This is a genomic window from Reinekea forsetii (genome assembly GCF_002795845.1).
GTDB lineage: Bacteria > Pseudomonadota > Gammaproteobacteria > Pseudomonadales > Natronospirillaceae > Reinekea > Reinekea forsetii.
This window is the reverse complement of the sequence record NZ_CP011797.1, coordinates 3,186,120-3,207,162: the sequence shown is the minus strand read 5'-3', so window position 1 is coordinate 3,207,162 and position 21,043 is coordinate 3,186,120. Positions and strand designations below refer to the sequence as shown.

Genomic DNA, 21,043 nt, shown 5'->3' with positions numbered 1-21,043 from the left:
GATCTAACTGATAGGCCGCTTGAGGGCTGGGCTAACGTCTTCCGGTGCCTTGAGTGGGATCCTTAGGGTAAAGATAGAGCCTTTGTCCTGCTCACTGTCCACCCCTATGGTGCCATTGTGTGCCTGCATTATATTGTACACCACCGATAGACCAAGGCCGGTACCATCACCGATCGCCTTGGTCGTGTAAAACGGATCAAAAATCTTATCCTTCGCCTCCTCGCTTAAGCCTTGCCCGTTGTCGGTCACCGACACAATAAGATGATCCGCTGCCACACTGGAACGAATTGAAACTGTGCCTTTTCGTGAGCCAACATCGATAGCTTGGGCCGCATTGATCAAAAGGTTAATAAACACCTGAGTAAGGTTGTTCGGGTAACACAGCAATTCGGGTAAGTCCTCTGCCAAGTGCGAACGAAATTCCACCCGGTGTTGATACTTGGGTTTGGTCATCTTGATGGCCGTCTCGATCGATTGATTAATCTGGGCAAGGGTTTTTTCGGCATACTCGCGTCGATTGTAGGCCTGCAAATGGTTGACGATCTCAACAATACGGTCCATACCGACCACACTTTCTGTCAACAGCATGGCCAGGTCGCGTTGAATAAAATCGATCTCGAGCGATTGGCGAGTATCCCTCAGCGTCATCCGCACTGCCTCGGGTATAAGCGGGTCTGCCTGTTGATACAGTGCGAGTAGGCTGTCGTAATGGCCGATATAGCCGCGCAAGGTTTCAAAATTGCTTTTGATAAAGCTAAGCGGGTTGTTGATTTCGTGTGCCACGCCGGCCGCCATCAAGCCCAAGGATGCCATTTTTTCACTTTGAAAAAGCTGTAATTGGGTTGCATGCAGTTGTTGATTGCGTTCGTCTATGTCGTTTTTTTGTACTCGCAATTCATCGGTTTGGTTCCTCAGCAGTTGCAAGGCGGTAAATATTTCCATGGATTTTTTTTCCAATGCCACCTCAGCCGACTTGCGCGCCTCGCGTTCGCGTTCGTAAGCGGCCTTATAGGGATTAGCATCAGTCATCGATCAGCACAATAATTTCGCAATGGTCTGCGCCCTCATGCATACAAATAGTGTGGTTAAGGGTGATATTTTTTTTGTAAAATTCGGCCGACGCTTCAATCAAGCCTTCGGCCAAAAAACACAGCCTACGATCCGATTGATAGTGCATGACCAATCCGCCCTCGGTATCAAGTACCTGAAAGTTCGGTGGGGACGACCCAGGAAAATAGGAGCGCACCTTGTCGTGTGTGGTCTTGTCGATGTGTTTGAGAAAGTTGGCAAAGTCGGTATCGACCATATAATTGTTCAAGGTGCGTTGCCGCAGCGTGTCGAACAATCTACAGCCAAACTCATTGAGCAGCCCCCGGACGGTTTGACCGGTGGTTGCATGCAACCAGCCAAATACTCGCATGGCCTCGTCATCATTGTACCGTTGACCCGTGGTATAGGCGCCATGACTCGACAACTGGAGTTCAGCCAAGGCCCTGTTCCACTGCTCAAGGCCGACCTTATCGATACTGTATTCCGCTAACTCGGTAAAAATTATACCTAACATACTGTGCTCCGATTCCTCAGGGTGTGCTCAATCTAGACCTTAGTCAGATTGAGGCCTTATGCAAAAGTGTAGTCAAGAATCCACTAAAGTAGTCAATGGCCGGTTTGCTATTCCTATTGGGTGGCGATACGGCTGCGGCGACCCGCAACTCGCATGGCAAAACGTTCCATCGGTTCATACAGGCTATTTGGTAACAGGCACAGTAGGGCGCAACCATAGGTGATCAGTGTTCGGCTCGGTTCGTCACGCAGTATTCTGGGGTCGGTCCATAGGGCTGAGTTGATGAGCTTGAGGGCGGCCATGCCATTGCCCGAGCGAATAGCACGACGTGCCAAATAACGCTTCTGATAGGCCGCCGCCAGGCGATGCCATCTGTTGTAAAAGTCGGGGAAGTTCACTCTGTTCTTTTCAACCGCATAGCGCCAAGCGTTAAACTGGTTGTCCAAGTTGGCCGACAGGCCATTGGCGTTGACGCGGTAAAAGGTGAGCGGCTTGGCGATACCGCCAAAGGTCCAGTGTGTGGTGAGGGCAATACGTAACCAGAACTCAACATCTTCAGACTGACGCATGGTCTCGTCAAAATAGGACATTACCCAATCGCCGCCTTTAAATTCGCCTTGTCCGGTTTGCATCAGCACACTGCGCCGGATCACCGCGGCCGAGCCGTTGCCAATGGGATTACGGCAAAAGATATCCTGTGCACTGACCTGGTCGGTTTTGGGATTCTGCCCGATGCCCATCGACTGGCCCGCTTCATCGACAAAGGCCGATGCCGAATAGCTTACCCCCAGGTTGGGATTGGTGCGAAAGTGCTCGAAGTGGCTGCGCAGCTTATCCGAGTGCCAAAAATCGTCCGAATCCAAGAACGCTACATACAAGCCGCTCGCATGGTTAATGCCGGTGTTGCGCGCGCCCGACAAACCGCGATTTTTTTGCCGCACGATGCGAATTCGGTGGTCGGAAAAGGACTGAGCTATGGCCAGGGTGCCATCGCTACTGCCATCGTCGATACAGAGCAATTCAAAATGTTGGTAGCTCTGTGCTAAGACCGAACTGATGGCTTGATGGATGTATTTCTCGACGTTATACATCGGCATAACGACACTGAAAACCGGCTTGCTAATCGTCATAAGTTAATCCTCACTAAGGGGCCAGTGGTTGTCGACGCTACTTTTAATAGGTGTCGCAGTAAGAACTTGGCGATAAAAAATAACCAGAAAAGACTGGCCAGGGTGGTGCACCAAGCCAGTGCTTGCGGCGATTCCGGCGCCACGACAAGCACGGCGATTAGGCTCACAACGACACAGGCAAGGGTGAGTTTGGTCTCAGCGCTGGGCCTATTGTTAGCGCGATAAAAAAAGCTGCGAGTATCGACTAACAGGGCCGGGATGGCGCTGATGCAAAGTATCGACACCAGATATGCCGCTCCGTGCCAGCGATCACCAAATAAAATCGTCACATAGAGGGGCGCGGCTAAAGCCTGGAGCACAAAGACAGAGGAGATGGCGAACGCATAGCGCAGTGATCTGCGCGCGGCAAGCTGTTCATTGCCCTGACGTATCTGTTCGCAGATATAGGGATAAAGACCGCTTAAAAAGGCGTTGATCACCGACTGACCTAAACCCACTCCGGCATTTTTCGCAAAGCTGTATAGGCCCATCAGGTCTGGCGCTAACAGTCGGCCGGCAATCAACACATCGGCTTGGGTACGCAAAACCCTGAGGGTTTCGCTGCCAAATATTTTTCCGGAATAGGCGGCCAGTGGCCAAAAAACATCCGCCTGGTAGCCCGGCCGCACCGTGGGGACCTTGGCTAGGCCAAATAGCAGCACCCAAGCGCAGGCGGTAATTACCTTGGCATAGGCCACCGCGAAGACGCCATGGCCCATGACTAAAAAGAGCACGATGGCCAGGTTGTCGATGCTGACGCAGGCGGCATTGGCGAGGCCAAAGTATTTCATCCGGTTCAAACGCTGCAACATAAATATCTTAATCGACACCATCGGATAGAACAGATAGGTCAGAGCCATAAGGCTGAGCAAGGGGGCCAGCTCTGGGTGCTGATAAAAGCGGGCAATCGAACTTGAAAAGGCCATTTGTAGCCCGGTGATTAGGCCGCATACCAGCCACTGCAGCAGTGACGCGTTACGCGAAATGCGTTCCAGTTCATGCTCCGCACATTGAATTACTCGAGCACCGGAACCGGCGCGGCCAAAGACCCTAATAAGTTCATGACAGGCCAAGGCCAGAGTGGCGATGCCATAATCAAAGGGTGCCAGCAGGCTGGCCATGGCAATCACGGTGACAATTCGGCTGATTTTCGACAGGCCCTCTGACAACATCATCCAACTGGTGTTTTGGAATAACCGATTTGTCTGACGAAATTTATTCAACACCTGCATCGAGTAACCTTCTACGTTTGTTACCAGTGGATTGCAAGGAGCGCACCAATCTAATACAGGGCGTGACAGTATGAATTTAACGCTGCAGGGTTAGCTAGGCGACCTTTTGGACGTTTTTTTTAGCAGGTTGAAAAAATGGTTTTTTCATTCTGCAAAGGCAAGGACAAATAAGCGAAGTGCTTAGGCCCAATCTTTTATTTTTCGATAGAGCGTGGACGGGCTTACCTCCAATGCATTGGCGGCATTGACCACATTGCCATTGCACAGGCCGATCGCGCGTTCGATGGTTATGCGCTCAATCTCGCTCAATGGGTAAATTGTGCCATGGCCGGGACCGAGCCCATTGTCTGGGCTCGAGACAGGGTCTTCGGCAAAGTCCAACGAGGTGATAGGGCTTGGGCTGGTGCTGCCCATTCGATCAGAAGCAACCGATATTGCATGACCTAGCGAGAGAGCTGGCGCGCCATTGCCGATCGATAAGCTGTCCGACACCGGTCTTTCAAACGGTGTGGTGATTAGCGTTGCCAGGGTAGGGCTATCAAGTTGCAGGCTGGCCGCGAGGGTGACTTCGGTTATGAGGGGGCCTTCGGACATAATGACGGCGTTATGAATGCAATTTTGTAACTGCCGAACATTACCCGGCCAGCGGTAGGCCACCAACAGTCGTTCGGCGTTGCGACTGAAGCCGACAAAGCCCTTGGCTTCTTGGTCGGAGAATTGATCGAGAAAATACTGCGCCAGCTGGATGGCATCTGAACCGCGTTCGCACAACGGTGGCATAGCCAGGGCAATTACATTCAACCGGTAATACAGATCTTCCCGCAATAGCTTGGCCGCAATGGCTTCTAGTGGATTTCGATTGGTGGCACAAATAAAGCGGATATCGACCGTTTCCAGCTTGTCGCTGCCAACTTTTTGGATGACACCGGTCTGGATAAAGCGCAGTAATTTCGACTGCAAATCAATATCCAATTCCCCCACCTCATCTAAAAATAGGGTGCCACCATCGGCCTTACTGGCCGCGCCGATTCTATTACCGATCGCGCCACTAAAGGCACCCTTAATATGACCAAAGATTTCCGACTCGATCAGGTCACGCGGAATGGCGGCACAGTTTAGAGCGACAAAGGCCTTGGCTTGGCGCCTACTCAGCTGGTGCAATGCCAAGGCGGCGACTTCCTTGCCGGAGCCGCTCGGACCGGTGATAAACACCGAGGCATCGCTACCGGCACACCGTTGGATCGTGTTGTAGACCAGCTGCATCGCCATGGAATTGCCCTTAAAGCCCATGAAGTTGTCCTTACGATCTTTGGCATAGCTGGCCACGGTACGCCGCAATAAGGCTCGTTCGGCCATCAATTGTTGCGTGGTCAATGCTTGTTGAATAGTGCTCAGTAAATCGTTTTGTTGCCATGGTTTGTGCACGAAGCCCCAGACACGGCCCTGATTGATCGCCTTTAAGACCGACTCCTCATCGGAGTAACCAGTGAGCACAATGCGCACCGTCTCCGGGTACAGTTCGGCCACCTCAGAGAGCAATTCAAGGCCGTCCATATCGGGCATTCGCATATCCGATACGATCAAATCAAACGGCTCCTCGGCCATCATCTCCAATGCTTTGCGGCCCTGGGCGACAAAGCTGCACTCGGCATGAAAGTTGCGTACTACCCGTTGCAGGCTATTCAGTATGGACGGTTCATCGTCCACGAACAGAATTCGAACGGAGTGAGTCGAGCCAGTAGACATTTGTTCTTCCTGCCGTTTACGGTTGTTTTAATAACTATAGTGGGTGTGTGCTAAAGAGGTTAAATTAGATGCCAAAAACGTTAATTTTTTCCATAGCTGTAAACGGTTATAACCTGCAATACTCTGCCAATCTCAAATCGATTGTTCAGTACGCTGATAGACTAAACTTTAGTCGAGTGATTGTGACTCGGCCGCACTTTACCGCGCTGGGTATAGAGGTCGCATGGCTCAAGCTCAGTCTTATCTTGGCGGCGTTACGGGCCGGTTACGATTGGGTTATCTTTGTCGACGCCGATGCCGCTATAGCCACCGAGGCGCCAAACATTCTGGAGTGCATTGACACACGGAAAGCATTTTTTGCCGCCCATGGGTATTCAGCACGCATCAATTCAGGGGTGATGGTTTTTAAACGCTGTACTGACAGCATTCAACTGCTCGAAACAATACTGCGCCATCGGAACATGAGTCTGCCTGCGCAGGACGATGTTGGCTGGGGTGAAAATGGCCATGTGATTCACTTCAGTCGACAATTCCCATTGCTCGAAATTTTGGACCAGCGGTGGAATAATAATAGTGATCCGGAGTTGCGCGATTATATCCGCCACTACAGTGCGGGCCCTATGCGTCGCCATTTCAAAGTGAGCTGGCCGGCTCGCCTAGCTTACATTCTTTGCCACTATGGTTTGGCGGCCTATACGCGCCTGAACCATTTTATATGCCCTGCCAGTGCGAGTCTAAGTCCCCAATTGGCTACCTTAACCGCCAGCACACTGCACCGATACCCCCTCTTTCAGACTCCCTAAGGCTACCCAAGCCATCCCTCTGGCAATGGAGCATCGTTTGAATCGTTACAATAATGATTTTTCATTTCGCGAAAGCACAGCGGCGGAACGGGCTTTTTTTTGCACTCTTGTCTACGACCTGTTGAAAACTAAAGGGGTCGGCCATTGTGGCCCGAATATTGTATAGACCTATGCAGCACGAAATTAACTGTAATTCTTTAAGGTTTCTTTATGAAAAGATTTAAAAATAAATTATTACTATTCTTAATGTCGGCCTTGGCAACTTGGTCGGCGCAGGTCTCGGCAGAGGCCTTTGGCGAGTGTCCGACGGAGGCATTTTTGATTCAAGATAAGGTCGCCAATCTGTATGGCGTCCAATTGGCGACCGGCTACTACCAGAAAGAATCACCGCATGACTGGGGTGAGGCAAAGATGAATGCTTTGGCCTTTAACATTCACGACCGTTATCTGTACGCGTACAATTACCATTACGGCACCATCGTAACGATTGACGCCCAACTTGCGGTTTCTCCGCTGTGGTTAACGGGGTTACCCAATATGGGTTTCTATGTTGGTGATATCGCCTTAACTGAAAACAGCTATTATCTCTATCGGCCTGGTGCCAGTTATGGTCTGTATCGTATTCCACTGGACCCCACTGCGGCAGGCTATTTGACCACGCAGCAGGTGGCCAATGGCAACCAGATCAATCTGTCCATCTATGATATGGCCTTTCACCCCGACAATGGCTTGGCCTATTCGGTCGATCGTTGGGGCAATCTATGGGCAATAGACGTCGTCTTAGGCAAGACTGAAAAAATCAGTAATGTCGGGCAAGCCGGTACCTTCGGGGCGGTCTATTTTGATGTCAACGCCAACCTCTATATCAGTCGCAACAGCGACGGTCATATCTATCGGGTCAACACCCAATGGGATTATCCGATAGCCGAATTCTTCGCCTTTGGGCCGGCCTCCAGTAACAACGATGGCGCTCGATGTGCCTTGGCCCCGATCATCTCCATTGAATCCCCGACGACCGACTTTGGGGATGCACCTGATTCCTATCAGACCTCAATCGGATCCAACGGACCGCGCCATGATGTCGGTGACGGCAGCCTGTTTCTAGGCGGATCTGTTAGTGGTGAGCCCAATGCCTATGCCGTCAATGGATTGGAAGGAAGCGATAATGATGGCGTCGCCTTTGTTACCAATTTTGAACCGGGGCGCAACTCGATCACCACGGTAGTCGCCTCGGCACCGGGCTACCTCAATGTCTGGATCGACTGGAATCGCAATGGCCTGTTTGATAAGGATGAACGCATTGCCGATGCCGAAGCTATGCAGGCCGGTCCTAACGCCATTATCTATCGAGTTCCCAATTGGGCTAATGTGGGCGACACCTGGTCGCGCTTTCGCTTGAGTAGCCAAATGCAGCTCGAACCGGTTGGCGGTGTCGGGGATGGCGAAGTTGAAGATTATGAAATTTCGATTATCGAGCCCAATGTGGTGGTGCACTACCATCCCAGTGAACAGGGTTGGAATACCCTCGCCTTCGAAGACAATTGGCCGCTCAAGGGCGATTACGATATGAACGATGTGGTCGCCAATTACCGCCTGAGTACCGTGACCAACGAGGATAAGCTGTTACGGATTACCCTAGCGGGGCGCATCGTGGCACTGGGCGCGGCCTACCATAATGGTTTGGCTTTCCGTCTTACTGGTTTAACCCGCGATCAAATTGATGAGGCCCACATTACCTTTACGATCAATGACAACCCGGTTATGGCATCACCATTGGAAACTGGCCGGGACGAGGCGATTATCATTATCTCCGACGACCTCTGGGATTATGTAACCGCGGGTGAACAATGCCGTTTTTATCGTACCGAGCAGGATTGTGGTTCCAATATTCAGATGGAATTCCGGATCATTGTTCCGTTGATAAACGATGTCGATGCCACGGATCTAGCCGCGTTTCCATTCGATCCGTTTATCTTTTCCGCGCCGAACCAAGAGCGCGGTTATCTGTTTGGCGAAGCGCCGGGCCGGCGCTATGAGATCCATCTGCAAAACCAAGCGCCGACCGAAGCTTTTCAAGAAAACTTCTTCGGTCGTGGGGATGATGATTCCGATGCCACGCTCGGTCGGTTTTATGTCAATGAACATGGCATGCCGTGGGCGCTCGATCTGCCCTATGAGTGGCGCTACCCATTGGAGAATATGGACATCCGCTATGCCTACCCGAACTTCCAAACGCATGTCCAATCAAATGGCGCCTTGGATCTCGATTGGTTTGTGGTTGAACAGAGCAATAGTGCTAATACATTTGAATAAGTGAGATCGATGATGAAACGGAATGCTTTTTATTGGGTCATGGTGACAGCCAGTTTTGTGTTGGTCGGTTGTGCCCCTGAGATTATGAGCCCCAGTTCTGGGCCCGATGCCAGCCCAGTCGCCAGTGTTACTGCGATAACACCTGTGGCCGACGCTGTGGCTGTGACATCGATGCCGCTTGAGGAAAATCTCGATCAAGGGGCGGTGGCTACGGCTGATTTGCGGGTGCCCGCAGGTTACAGTTTTAACCAGACCTATGCCTTGGAGTTGGCTGTGGCCAACCAGCAACAGCGTGCCGGTTATCTATCGGTGTGCAGTGATTTCAGTCAGCAAGAACAAGGCTATGTGGTCAACTATGCCAACTGTCAACTTCGTGTCGCGCTGGAGGGCGACTTTGCCGCCACGCTTGACCTGCCAAATAATGTTAGCTCGGTCCTTGCCGTGGTTTGGTATTTTGACACGGATCAGCCAGCAGATTTTGCAGTATGGGAAAAAGACGATGCGCTCGAGGCTCGCTTTGAGGTGGTTTTATAAATCGAGCCAGCCAGTGGACAAGCCGGCAGGTTAGCCCGCGCTATTGGCCTAGAGATTGCTCTGGCTTAATGGCCTAGGCGCAGTGTGGCAGCCCGGTTCAATGCGGTGCTGCTCGTCTAGGCACTTTTTATTTTGCCAATGCTGAAAGGGTGAAAAATATGCACAACACTGACTCAACGCTACAACCTAAGTTGGAACGACTGCTCGATCTGAGTTTGGCCTGCGTCACCATGCTACTTCTGTCGCCCCTGTGGCTGATTAATGTGCTGTTAGCCGTCTGGCAACACAAGGCACCTCTGGTAAAAATTGTTCAGCAAGACGTGCTCTGTCGGGATCACGGCCTTTATCGCTGGCAGGTAGGGTTTTTACCCACCAGCGCCGCGCTGCTCAATGTGGCGAACGGATCGCTGTCGTTCGTTGGGGTATCGCTCAATGGCGGCTTTGGCAGCATTCATCGCGCCGATCTGCATAACTTAAAGGCCGGGCTCTACAGTATCGCTGAGATACAGCACCGGGTCGGACTGATCGGCCTGACCGTTGAGCAGAGCATGGCTCATCACCAGGCGCAGCGCAGTACTAGCCTATATCTGAAATATCTCTTGAAGGGGCTGTTCTCTTCGCTACTCTACCGAACGGCTCATCTGCGGGCGCCATCGTCCTTTAAACTGTTCGGTATCCGGATTGATAATTTACGCATGGCGCAGGCAGTCGATCTGATCTGCGCCGATGCTGCACCGCGCGTCGGCCCTGTTCGCCGGCCCTGCAATGTGGTCAACTTTATCAATGTTAATTCGATTAACCTGGCCTACCGCAACCGTTCTTTTCGCCACACCCTGAACCGTGCTAACTGTACCCTAGCCGATGGCTCGGGTGTTCGCTTGGGCGCTCGATCGATGCAGGTGCAGTTGAAAGATAATATTAACGGCACCGACCTGATGCCCATTCTGTGCGCCCAGATGGTAGCGCAGAAACGCTCGCTTTATCTATTCGGCTCTGCACCCGGGGTTGCACTGAAGGCGGCCGTCGCGCTTCAGGCGAACCATCCCGGGCTCATCATTGCCGGTGTCCAACATGGCCATTTGACGGATTTGGATAATGATCAGATAGTTGAGGCCATTAACGCGGCCCAGGCGGATGTGCTTCTGGTGGCGCTGGGTTCGCCGATTCAGGAGGACTGGGTAATGGCAAATAGGCTGCGCCTAAAAGTGGGTACCGCTATCGCGGTGGGTGGGCTGTTTGATTTTTTATCCGGTAATATTCCCAGGGCTCCGCTGTGGATGCGCGAGCTGGGCCTGGAATGGGTGTTTAGATTGATCCAGGAGCCGAGGGTTAAGTTCACGCGTTATGTTATTGGCAATCCCCTTTTTTTATGGCGCGCCTTTGTGCTTAAAAAATCTCAGGCGGACCTGTGAAGGACTGCAAACCCTGACTTAGATACCTAATGACCGTAAGTATTAAGCCCCATTTTGGGGTTTTTTTGATCTGTATTGCTGGCTGTATAAGTGCTAGATGGGACCTAAAAATTTCTAAATTATAAATAACATGGTATTTTTTTGCATTCTAAAAAAAATCGAAATAAATTTCCCGATCTAAAAAATATTTACGGTATTACGACGTAGGTTTAGAAATACAGTCCATCGTTAACGGCTATTTTTATAGGAATTTTATTAGCTCGCCTGGCATGTTGATTGCAATATTTATTATCTAGGCAATCAACTTTAACGGGAGAACAATCATGAGCACTCACCACAGCACGGAATTTTATAACAGCACCCCAGCCAACCCATTACCGATCGGGCTCTCACCCCGGGTCGCAAAATTCCTACCGGCAAAACTGACCTGTCTGCCCTCAGTTGTTCAACGTTTGGCTGCCGCCCTCGGCCTGGTGCTAATTTCGCCGATATTGTTATTGGTTGGCCTGGCGCTGCGTTGGGAAAGTAAGGGTGCCGCCATCTATTCTCAGGTCCGAGTCGGCAAGCAGGGTAGACGTTTTACGCTTTATAAATTTCGCTCTATGTATCTCAATACCGATGCAAAATATATTGACCCGAGCCAATTGCAAAGTGACCGTGAAGGCGCATGCAAGAAATTATTTAAGGATCCCCGTATTACGCCTCTGGGTCGAATTATACGTAAGCTATCGATCGACGAATTGCCCCAGCTGTGGAATGTTGTAAAAGGCGACATGGTTTTAATTGGTCCGCGGCCGGCCCTAATCGACGAGGTCGCGGTCTACTCCACCCTGGCCATGCATCGATTGCAAGTGAATCCCGGCTTGACCGGCTTGTGGCAGGTATCCGGCCGCGCCGACACCACCTTTGACGAGCAAATCGCTCTGGACCTACGCTATATCCACGAGCAGAGTCTAAGCCTTGACCTAAAGATACTGCTCTATACTCTGCCGGCGGTGGCGTTCGGCAAGGGCGCTTATTGAGATAGGTTGGACTGATAGCTGGGCGCAATTAATAGAGAAATTAGAAAAAATCGCGCAGGTGTTGGTCTGGAAAAATATCGATGCCCATCAGAGATTTTAATGCATAGAGCATCAAGAATATCAACGGTATAGACAACGCAACCAAGCCATAGAGTATCAGAATAAAGATCATGCCCCTTACCGCCGTTCGGCGCAGCGACTCTCGAGCACGCGTATCGGACCGGCGGTCCTGCCCCACCAAGAACACCAGATAAAACTTAACAAAGAACAGCGGCAAAGCAATCCGGATATCGATCGGATGCTGTCGAAACGGCGCATTGGTGCTGATCGCCTGGCGAATGGCTTCCAGTTGCACCAGATTGAGGGTCTTGAATACCTCGGGCTTAATATTACTCAGGGTGTGCTGGGTATAGGCATCTACCTTGTTGCTCTTCATGTAAGTCTCCTCGTCTGTTATCCGGATAATTCCTTGGCGGCTAAACGGTTAAATAGGTTTCTGACCCGAACTCCAAGCCCACTCCGGATTGGGCTGCCCAGTGCCAAGTCCCTATTCAGAATAGCAGTAATTTTGCGCAACCCCGTTTTGTACCCATGCAACGGAGGTGTCCGCGACCCTCAGGATTTAATAGTCTGGTTATAAAAAACGAGCAATCCCCCGTTAATCGGCATTACGAAACTGCAAAAAACGCTGATTAGGCCAAGCAAAATGCAATTTCTAAAATGCGAAAAGAGTCCAGCGCGCTGATAATTTCTACGATTAATCAACCTGTTAGCCTGGCATCAGTGTTGGTATGTCGTTTGCAATTGCCTAAGCCAACGTAACTGAGAGCTCAGCCTATATGGTTAGGATTTTTCGATGTTTTTTGGTTATCCCGCTCGTGGGTATGGTGCTGGGCATGAGCGCCTGCAGTCCGTTGCATGCAGTGCAACCGACTAGTGACGTGGACCAAAGTTTCTATGGCAATCCGACCAATCCCGTTCAATCGTCGACAGTTCCAAACGCCGATGAGAACTTTGGCGCCGAAGGCCGGGCGGTTATTTTTGCTTCCGACCGAAGCTGCCTAGGGCAAGCCTCACAATACCAGGCCGGCCATTATGTGCGCTATCAGCCGCTGCCGTTCGACGCATCGATCCAATCGGCCAATAGGCAACAACAATTGCTTAACAGTGACTTGCCACTCAGTCCGGGTGAAATAGTCGATATCCAGATTGAGGACGGAGATGGCTTCGCTGGGCGCTACGTGGTCAACCCCGATGGCACCATACAGCTGGCCTTACTCAAACCGATCGATGTGGTCGGCCACGGTGTCACGCAGGCGGCAGAGCGGATTGGTGCCGCATTGGTCAATGCCGGCTATTTTCAGCCCCAGTCGGTGCACGTCAGTGTGCGCGTACTGCATTGGGCGCCTATTGAAGTGGCGGTCTCTGGCGCGGTATTCGAAGCTGGTCAGGTTCGGATTAATGACCTGGAACCCAGTGCGGTGTTGGTCGAGCGCCTCAATGCGTTCGGCGATTACGCCAGTCGCCGCACCCTCGTCGAGGCGCTGCGTGCGGCCTCGGGTATTCGCCCAGACGCCAAGTTGGACCAGGTCATCGTTATCCGTAACGGTTGGCAGCTTGAAGTCGATATGAGCGGCGTGCTGACCGGGTCATCGGTGACCCAGTTGGCCCTTATTGCCGGAGACCGGATAGTGGTACCGACGACCGGTTGCTTCCAGCAACAGCTGATGCGGCCATCGCAAATAACGCCCAAGGGGTTCAGAGTCTTTATGTCGAACCTGACGGTCACCTCGCAGGGCAATGCCTCGGGTGGCAGCACCAGTTACAGCACCAGTTTGCCCTATGGCACGCGACTGTTGCAGGCGGTTGTCTCGGCCAACTGTGTCGGTGGGGTTCAGGCGACTAACGCGGCGCGCAAGGTGGTATTAGCCAGTAAGAATCCAATCAGCGGCGAGTTTCAGGTGATCGAGCGGTCGATTGAACGGCTTATGAGGCAGGCGCATTTGGATCAGGAGAATCCCTATCTAATGCCCAATGATGCCATTGCCTGCTATGACTCCGACATCACCAATCTGCGCGAAGCGGCGCGTACCCTGGGTGATGTTTTTGCACCTTTAAAGCTTTTGTTTTAGGCGGAGGTGTCAACCGATGGACCCTCGTGAGCGCAGTCAGAATTTGCCCGCCCTTTGGCATCCGGGCAACTTTATCAGCCGACAGCTATTCCGCCTGCGCATACCGCGCTATGTCTGGGTGGCCCTTATTTGCTACGCCTTGATCGGCCTCGTCGTGTACCTCTACCTGCAGCGCTCGCCAGTCTTTTCCAGCAGCCTGGCGGTCGTGCTGCCGGGGTCGGGCTCATCGAGCAGCTTCAGTATTGATGAGGTCGGGCAGGCCAACCAATCCACCAATACCGCCTTCGGCAATGCCTCGTTTAACCCGTTGGTCAACTATAAGGCAATCCTGACCAGTACTGTGGTACTCAAAAATTCGGCGCTGCGGCTGGGTGTTGGCCTGGATTCGATCGAGCGACCGCAGGTGGAACTGCGCGACAGCTCTTCTTTGCTCTTCGTCTATGCCCAGGGCGGTTCGCCCACTCAGGCAGAGCAGCTGGCGTGGGCACTCTATGAGTCGTTTCAAGAATCCTTGGACGCCCTGCGGTTAGACGAAACGCAACGCCGCGACGACAGCATTCGCAACGTCCTCGACCAGTATCGCCAGAAATTGGCGAGCACCCGGGCAGCCATCATTGAATTTCAGCAACGCGCCCTGCTGATGTCGATGGCGCAACTGGATCAGCTAGTGGTCACGCTGTCGGATTTAAACAGTAAACGTCTGAGCGTGAAAGCCAATCTGCGCAGCATCGAAAATTTTGTTAATCGGTTAAGCCTGGACGTTGGTGTGTCGCCCTCGTTGGCAGGCCAAGCCTTTCGTCTGCAAAGCGATGCCGAATTTCGCGGTTTTCTCAAGGAGCTTGACGAGAGCGCGGGCCTGGTTGCGCAGTACTCTTCCCGTTGGGGCAGTCAACACCCCAAGGTAGTGGCGCAAAAATTGCGCTATGACGCGGCCCGACAAGCGTTGAAAAGACGCAGCCAAGAGTTGCTCGGCACGAACAGCTCCGATGCCCTGTTTGCTATGGACCTGCAATACAGTCCCCAACGGTCTCAACTGTTCGCGCAACTGCTCGACAGCGCGGCCCAATTGAGTGGACTAACGGCCGAGCTAAACGAACTCGATTTGGCTGATGCTCGACTCAACGATCGGCTGAAAATCTTCACCCGCGAAGCCTCTGAATTGGAACGATTGGAGCGCGAGCACCAGTTGGCCGAAGCCGTCTTTATGTCAGCCGCAGCGCGCCTAGAGTCCGGTAAGGCTGATGTGTTTTCGTCCTACCCAGCGGTGCAATTGTTAGCGACACCGTCCCTGCCGATTAAGGCCAAGAGTCCCGACATGAAAATCGCCCTGGCTATTGCCGCACTCGGATTCCTCTGCATCACCTTTGGATTACTGACCCTATGGCATCGAACCTTCTTTATAAATCTTCTCCTGAAGAGCGAATAATTTTTTACAGCCTGGCTGGCACCTACGGTGTTTATATTTTGGGTGGGATGTATGTCTTGGGCTCGGTCTTGGGTTGGCTCCTGCTCATGGTTTTTTTATTAAAAATTTTCATTCGCAGTAGTGCAGATGGTGCTGGCCATCCTCTGCTGCGCATTTCACCCCTGGTCTGGTTGTGGGTGATCGGTATGGTAGCCATGTTGTTGGCGCTGTTGATTGCGCATATTGATAGACGCTTGGGCACTGGTATGACGATCAAGTCAACCATTGGTTGGGCCAAAGGTTGGGCCTTGCTCGCGCTGTTCCCGTTGCTTGGTAATCTGCTCAAGGTCAATCCAGCCATTGTTGCGCGCGGCTGTTGTATCGCCGCTTTCAGTGCGGTGCCCTTTGCCATTGTGGGCATTGTTTTTTATGCCGTGGGCTTGTCGGGTGAGCTTTATATGTCACCGTTAAAAGCTATCGGCGGGCCGCTTGAGGCGTTCAATGTGCGCCTATTTGGCCTTAATCCGGAAACCCATCTGGCGCGCTGGCAATTTATTGCCCCCTGGGCTCCGGCCGCGGGGCTGATGTCCTGTTTTTATCTGTTGATCTGCTTGCAGGAGCAGGATCGGGCATGGCGCTTCATGGGCGTTCTGGGCGCAACGGTGATGTGCCTATTGTGCCAATCGCGCGCCGGCTGGGTGATCTTTATCGCCATCATCCCCATGGTCTTCGGCCTGAGTCGATTGCGCAATCCCAGAGTGTGGCTGGCCACCGGCGTGCTGATTCCAGCCCTGTTGCTTCTCGCGCAACCCCTGTATGACTGGCTGCTGGACTCCTACACCCAAGTAAAGCAGAGCCGACCGGGCTCGACCCGGGTGCGCGAAACCCTGGCGCGCATCGCCGTGCAACGCTGGGCCAATGAGGCGCCCATTTGGGGCCATGGCATTGTCGAACGCGGCCCCAAGAGTGTCGAACATATGCCGATAGGCAGTCACCACAGTTGGTATGGCCTGTTGTATGTAAAGGGTGCCGTGGGCTTTTTAGCGCTGGCTCTGCCATTGGCGCTCACCAGTTTTGCAATGTTGATTTTGGCGCAATATTCCAAGGTTGCTCAGGCCTCGTTGGGCATCTGCATTGTCATTATCAGTTACAGCCTGTTCGAAAATTTAGAAATTTTAGTCTACCTCTATTGGCCAGCATTGCTCTGGTTAGGTATCAGCCTCAGTCCCGAGGCATATTCAACGGCTTGGGTCGGCAAACCTCGACACCCTAAGGAGACTTAGCATGATATTTTCCGATAGCTATCTGTGCGGCTACTATGGCATGCAGAATACCGGCGACGATGCCCTTTTGCTCGCTACCGCCTGGGGGGCGAAGAAATTTCTGGGTGATAAAAACCATCGCGTTAGTAATGTGGCGCCGTTGCACTTATCCGGCCTGCCCTATTTACCGGCTGGCTTAAAAGTACAACAACGTTTTCGCGGCGAGAATCGGCTCAAGCAGTCGTTTCATGCATTGGTCTCGAAGCGGGTTATCTTTGGTGGTGGTTCGGTGCTGCACAACAGTCACGATATAAATTTGAAACGCCAATTGATGACATTGTCGGGTCGTCAAGGCTTGGCGCTTGGCGTCGGGTTGGGCCCGTTCCGGGACAGCGCAGCGGAAAAAAACTGTGCGAAATTTCTTAATGAATGTGAATTTGTCGGCGTTCGCGATGTCGATAGCTTTGCCTTGGCCAAGCATATTGCGCCCCAAGCCAAGATTAAGCTGACCTTCGATTTGGCGCCCCTGCTGCTGTTAAATAAAGAGCTCAAATTTGACCGAGTAGCCCGCGCGGGCATTTGTGTTTGTCTCTGTCCATACGAACGCTTGAGCAGTGACAGCGCAGCCGAACACCAGCGACTCATGGCGCTGGCGCAAGCCATTGTTCGCGTGCATCGTGAGACCGGCGAAGCCATCACGCTGCTCGACTTTAATGGCCATGCCACCTTAGGTGACAAACAGGTGCACGTGGCCTTGCGTGCATTGCTGCCAGCAAGTGTTCCGGTGACTCATCTGCATTACCAACAAAATCCGTTAGTTGTACTGCAACAATTGGCCACTTTTAAAGTCGTTGTGAGTATGCGCTTGCACGGTTCGGTGCTGGCCTACCTAGCCGACACGCCGGTAGTTTCACTCAGTTATCACAGCAAATGTGATGGCTGGTGTCGACAAATAGGTCAGCCCGAGTCGCTCCAGTTCGATGCTAAGCAGATCGAGGTTGAACAACTGGTGCAGGTAATCAGCGCCGGCCTGAGTCAGGGTTTTATGGCCCCGACTCTGACGCCCGCCGAGGCGGTGGAAAAATCTTTGACCAATTGGAGTATCTGATATGACGACCGGCCGACCTAACATTTCCGTGGTGATTCCATTGCACAATAAGCAGGCCCATATTCTGGCCACGATTCAATCGGTACTGGCGCAAAGCCTTCAGCCTTTAGAGATTATCGTGGTCGATGACGGATCGACGGACCAGAGTGCCGAGCTGATTCAGACTCAGCTGGCGACCAACCCGGACTACCAACGCGTTCGTCTGATCCAGCAGGCCAACGGCGGCGTCGCCAAGGCGCGCAATGTCGGCATCGAGGCCGCAAACAGTGATTTTGTTGCCTTGCTGGATGCAGATGACAGTTGGGAAGCGCATTTTTTAGCAGAAATTGATGATCTGATTGAACGCTTTCCTCAGGCCGGTGCCTTCGCCACCGGTTACCAGAAGATGCTCAGCGACAATCTTTATGTCGATCCCAAGGTGCGCTTCCCAACGGCGGTTACAACAGCAACTATTTTGCCCTGCTACTTTGAAATTTGTGCGCGCGGCGATCTGCCCTTTATGGCCTCGTCGGTGTGCATTGATAAAACGCGGGTGACCGATGCACCCTGGTTCCCCGAGGGTGAGTCGATGGGTGAGGACCAGGATCTATGGGCGCGCTTGTCATTGCATTCGAGCATTGCCTTTAGCCCGAAAGTCCTGGCGTTCTATCGCCTGGATGCGGAAAATAGGGCCTGCACCCGGAACTATCCGAGCGTTGAATGCGGCTTCAGTCGGCGCCTAAATCAGGCCATTAAGACTGGACGGATCCCGATTCATCGCCGCGCCAGCGTGTTAACTTACACCGCAACCCATCTGTTGCATTTGGCGCGCCTGAATATATCGCTCGGGCGTTTTCAGGTCGCCCGGACACTTTTGTCCGACCGGCGCTGTAACCGTTTACGGGTCAAGAAAACGCTTTGCCAAGGGCGCATATGGCTGGGCCAGTTGCGTGGCCTATAGGTGCAGCGTCCGCCCATCCTTCTAGGCTGCGGTATTGACGCTCTCCATACACCGGTTGAGCCAGTTTTGACTGTACAGCAGGTCCCGATAGCTTATAGTCATGGTAACGACGGCCCTATCAACTAAGCTGTTGTTCATTAATAATAAAAATAGTAGGAGATAGGCTTATGTTCGGATCCATAGTTGCTAAAGACTACATGTCGATCAAACCTGTTACATTCCGTGCCGATACCCATATTTTCGAGGCCATTCAGGTTCTACTACAGAACAAAATTTCCGGCGCAACGGTGGTCAATGACGCTAATGAGGCGGTTGGTGTAATCTCGGAGATGGATTGTTTGCAGGCTATTATCAACGTCGGTTATTACGATCAAGGCGGCGGATATGTCGGGGATTTTATGACCCGCAATGTCGAGTCGATCGATCAGAACATCAATATAATCGATGCTGCACAACTGCTGCTTAAGACCAAGCGGCGGCGGATGCCGGTCATTGAAGACGGCAAGTTTAAGGGCCAGATCAGTGCACGCAGTATTCTGATGGCCTTTAAAAACTTCCGCAACCAGGACCAGAGCGCCGAAGACAACCGTTGAGGCGCAATGGTCTCGTAGCGGCTGTCATCGCGGTCGGCATCCGGTAGATTGGGCTCGTTTTAGCCGGATGAGTTCGCTATCATGCCTTTTTTCCTACGCAGTCATTGTCAATGTTAACAGATCCACTCTTTTACCTCGTTGCCATACCGGCCCTGCTGATTATGGGGATCTCCAAAGGCGGTCTTGGCGGCGGCTTGGGCATTGTCTCGGTGCCGTTAATGTCCCTGGTGATCGCGCCGACTCAGGCCGCGGCCATTATGCTGCCGATCCTCTGTGTGATGGATGGCTTCGCCCTGTGGGGCTTTCGCGGTCAATACGACAAGCCCAATCTGCGTACCATATTGCCGGCGGCGATCCTCGGTATCGGCGTCGGTGCGGCAACCTACAGTTATCTGTCCGATAGCCATATCCGGCTGATGGTGGGTTTGATCGCCTTGGTGTTTAGTCTGAACTGGCTCTATCACCGCATGCGCGGCAACAACCCGGCCGCCAAAGCACCGAATCGAATCAAGGGTTGGGTGTTTGGTGCCATATCGGGCTTTACCAGCTTTAGCGTGCATTCCGGTGGTCCACCGCTCGATATGTATCTGTTACCGCAACGGCTGCCCAAGGGTGTTTTTGTGGGCACCACCATCATCTTTTTTGCCGTGGCCAACTATACCAAGCTCATTCCCTATGCTTGGATGGGCCTGCTTGACACCACTAACCTGATGACGTCCCTAAGCCTGATCATACTGGCCCCCATTGGGGTTCGGTTGGGCATGCTGTTACACCATCGGTTGTCCGATGGCTGGTTCTATTGGTTGTGTTACTGCTTGCTGCTGGTGGCGGGTATTAAGCTCAGTGTGGATGGGGCGAGCGCCTTATGGGCGGCTCGCTTTTAGCGGGTTATTGCCGTCCGGACCAATGACCTCTAGGGTCGAATGGTTGCGCGGCGCCCAGTTGTTGCCACAGAAGAGCCGTTTTTTCGTTGGTTTGGGGCGGCAGGACCAGCTGCACCGCGGCGTATAGATCGCCCTGCTGGCTCTTATCGATCAGGCCCTTGCCTTTGATACGAAAGCGTTTGCCCGCCGGGGTATTGGCTGGAATGGTCAGGGTGATGCTGCCGGTTAGGGTCGGCACCGTGACCTTGGCGCCCAAGGCGGCCTCCCATGGGGCGAGCGGCAGGGTGACCAACAGGTCTGTGCCCTGCACGCTGAACACCGAATGGGCCGCGTACTGGATCACCAGATACAGATCGCCGGCCAAGCCGCCCTGTTGGCCGGGCCCACCCTGGCCTCGGACCCGGATCCGTTCGCCCTCGGTAGCGCCCTGGTGGATCTTGACGCGCAGATGTTTCTGGCTTGGGCTCCGGTCGGCTTGACTGGCGGGCAGGTCGTATTCGACGGTGCGGGTCAGCTCGGCGAGCGTCTCTTCCAAGCTTAGGGCCAGTGGAAGTTCCACATCCTGGCCCTTCACGGGCTTGGGTTGAGCCCTGCCGGAACTGCCAAACATCGAATTAAAGAAATCGGAATAATCGCCTTGAGCGCTGCTCGGTCGAGCTCGACTCTGCCAGCCCGGTGGTGCACGAAAACCATTGGGTTGTTGACCGCCATAGCGGCGCAGTTCATCAAATTCGGCGCGTCGGTCGCTGCTCTTTAAAACCTCATAGGCTTCGGCGGCGGCCTTAAATTTATCGCTAGCACCCGCTGCGGGATTCTTGTCGGGATGGTATTGGCGTGCCAGTTGGCGATAGGCCAGCTTAATGTCGGCATCACTGGCGTCGGGTTTCACCCCCAGTATCTTGTAGTAGTCTTTAAAGTCCATCG

At 52.8% G+C, this 21,043-nt stretch carries 19 protein-coding genes; 12 read left to right on the top strand and 7 right to left on the bottom strand.

Features of this window, described 5'->3' with window-relative positions; genetic code table 11:
- Positions 1-3: 3 nt before the first annotated feature.
- The 5 genes from REIFOR_RS14630 to REIFOR_RS14610 form a co-directional block, all read right to left on the bottom strand.
- Positions 4-1,029: a sensor histidine kinase gene (locus tag REIFOR_RS14630; RefSeq protein ID WP_100258273.1), complete on the bottom strand. Its 1,026-nt coding sequence runs from the start codon at positions 1,027-1,029 to the stop codon at positions 4-6.
- Positions 1,022-1,564, bottom strand: a complete 543-nt coding sequence (locus REIFOR_RS14625; protein WP_100258272.1) for a heme NO-binding domain-containing protein — start codon at positions 1,562-1,564, stop codon at positions 1,022-1,024. The genes REIFOR_RS14630 and REIFOR_RS14625 overlap by 8 nt, the downstream gene beginning before the upstream one ends.
- A gap of 113 nt (positions 1,565-1,677) precedes the next feature.
- A complete protein-coding gene (locus tag REIFOR_RS14620; protein WP_100258271.1) occupies positions 1,678-2,694 on the bottom strand; it encodes a glycosyltransferase family 2 protein in 1,017 nt (338 codons plus the stop codon).
- Positions 2,691-3,959 carry an oligosaccharide flippase family protein gene (locus REIFOR_RS14615; RefSeq protein ID WP_158524401.1) on the bottom strand — a complete coding sequence of 423 codons (1,269 nt, stop codon included), beginning with the start codon at positions 3,957-3,959 and terminating at the stop codon, positions 2,691-2,693. Before REIFOR_RS14615 ends, REIFOR_RS14620 begins: the two co-directional genes overlap by 4 nt.
- Positions 3,960-4,145: 186 nt before the next feature.
- Positions 4,146-5,711: a sigma-54-dependent transcriptional regulator gene (locus REIFOR_RS14610; protein WP_100258269.1), complete on the bottom strand. Its 1,566-nt coding sequence runs from the start codon at positions 5,709-5,711 to the stop codon at positions 4,146-4,148.
- Positions 5,712-5,779: 68 nt separating this feature from the next.
- Between REIFOR_RS14610 and REIFOR_RS14605 the strand changes: the two genes are divergently transcribed.
- The 5 genes from REIFOR_RS14605 to REIFOR_RS14585 all read left to right on the top strand — a co-directional run bounded on the left by REIFOR_RS14605 (position 5,780) and on the right by REIFOR_RS14585 (position 11,795).
- Positions 5,780-6,514 carry a glycosyltransferase family protein gene (locus tag REIFOR_RS14605; protein ID WP_100258268.1) on the top strand — a complete coding sequence of 245 codons (735 nt, stop codon included), beginning with the start codon at positions 5,780-5,782 and terminating at the stop codon, positions 6,512-6,514.
- Between the two features lie 210 nt (positions 6,515-6,724).
- Complete coding sequence (locus REIFOR_RS14600) at positions 6,725-8,827, top strand: LruC domain-containing protein (protein ID WP_100258267.1); 2,103 nt, start codon at positions 6,725-6,727, stop codon at positions 8,825-8,827.
- A 9-nt stretch (positions 8,828-8,836) separates the two neighbouring features.
- Positions 8,837-9,361, top strand: coding sequence for a hypothetical protein (locus REIFOR_RS14595; protein ID WP_100258266.1), 525 nt, complete (start codon positions 8,837-8,839; stop codon positions 9,359-9,361).
- 158 nt (positions 9,362-9,519) lie between these two features.
- Complete coding sequence (locus REIFOR_RS14590; RefSeq protein WP_100258265.1) at positions 9,520-10,773, top strand: WecB/TagA/CpsF family glycosyltransferase; 1,254 nt, start codon at positions 9,520-9,522, stop codon at positions 10,771-10,773.
- A 323-nt stretch (positions 10,774-11,096) separates the two neighbouring features.
- A complete protein-coding gene (locus REIFOR_RS14585; protein ID WP_100258264.1) occupies positions 11,097-11,795 on the top strand; it encodes a sugar transferase in 699 nt (232 codons plus the stop codon).
- Between the two features lie 40 nt (positions 11,796-11,835).
- Here REIFOR_RS14585 and REIFOR_RS14580 read toward each other — a convergent pair whose 3' ends face one another.
- Positions 11,836-12,231: a hypothetical protein gene (locus REIFOR_RS14580; protein ID WP_100258263.1), complete on the bottom strand. Its 396-nt coding sequence runs from the start codon at positions 12,229-12,231 to the stop codon at positions 11,836-11,838.
- Positions 12,232-12,691: 460 nt separating this feature from the next.
- On the opposite strand from REIFOR_RS14580, the gene REIFOR_RS14575 reads away from it, so the two are divergent.
- The 7 genes from REIFOR_RS14575 to REIFOR_RS14545 all read left to right on the top strand — a co-directional run bounded on the left by REIFOR_RS14575 (position 12,692) and on the right by REIFOR_RS14545 (position 20,119).
- Positions 12,692-13,927, top strand: coding sequence for a polysaccharide biosynthesis/export family protein (locus REIFOR_RS14575; protein WP_227003700.1), 1,236 nt, complete (start codon positions 12,692-12,694; stop codon positions 13,925-13,927).
- Between the two features lie 16 nt (positions 13,928-13,943).
- On the top strand, positions 13,944-15,353 hold the full coding sequence (locus tag REIFOR_RS14570; RefSeq protein WP_100258262.1) for a GumC family protein: 1,410 nt from the start codon (positions 13,944-13,946) through the stop codon (positions 15,351-15,353).
- Positions 15,308-16,615 (top strand): O-antigen ligase family protein, encoded by a 1,308-nt coding sequence (locus REIFOR_RS14565; protein ID WP_193437310.1) that lies wholly within the window; start codon positions 15,308-15,310, stop codon positions 16,613-16,615. The genes REIFOR_RS14570 and REIFOR_RS14565 overlap by 46 nt, the downstream gene beginning before the upstream one ends.
- Position 16,616: 1 nt before the next feature.
- Positions 16,617-17,702: a polysaccharide pyruvyl transferase family protein gene (locus tag REIFOR_RS14560; protein ID WP_100258261.1), complete on the top strand. Its 1,086-nt coding sequence runs from the start codon at positions 16,617-16,619 to the stop codon at positions 17,700-17,702.
- 1 nt (position 17,703) lies between these two features.
- On the top strand, positions 17,704-18,642 hold the full coding sequence (locus tag REIFOR_RS14555) for a glycosyltransferase family 2 protein (RefSeq protein ID WP_100258260.1): 939 nt from the start codon (positions 17,704-17,706) through the stop codon (positions 18,640-18,642).
- 167 nt (positions 18,643-18,809) lie between these two features.
- Positions 18,810-19,235, top strand: a complete 426-nt coding sequence (locus tag REIFOR_RS14550) for a CBS domain-containing protein (protein ID WP_100258259.1) — start codon at positions 18,810-18,812, stop codon at positions 19,233-19,235.
- A 110-nt stretch (positions 19,236-19,345) separates the two neighbouring features.
- Positions 19,346-20,119, top strand: a complete 774-nt coding sequence (locus REIFOR_RS14545) for a sulfite exporter TauE/SafE family protein (protein ID WP_100258258.1) — start codon at positions 19,346-19,348, stop codon at positions 20,117-20,119.
- A 4-nt stretch (positions 20,120-20,123) separates the two neighbouring features.
- Here REIFOR_RS14545 and REIFOR_RS14540 read toward each other — a convergent pair whose 3' ends face one another.
- The gene (locus REIFOR_RS14540) at positions 20,124-21,041 is read right to left on the bottom strand and encodes a DnaJ C-terminal domain-containing protein (protein ID WP_100258803.1); all 918 of its coding nucleotides are present in this window, start codon (positions 21,039-21,041) and stop codon (positions 20,124-20,126) included.
- Between the last annotated feature and the right edge of the window lie 2 nt (positions 21,042-21,043).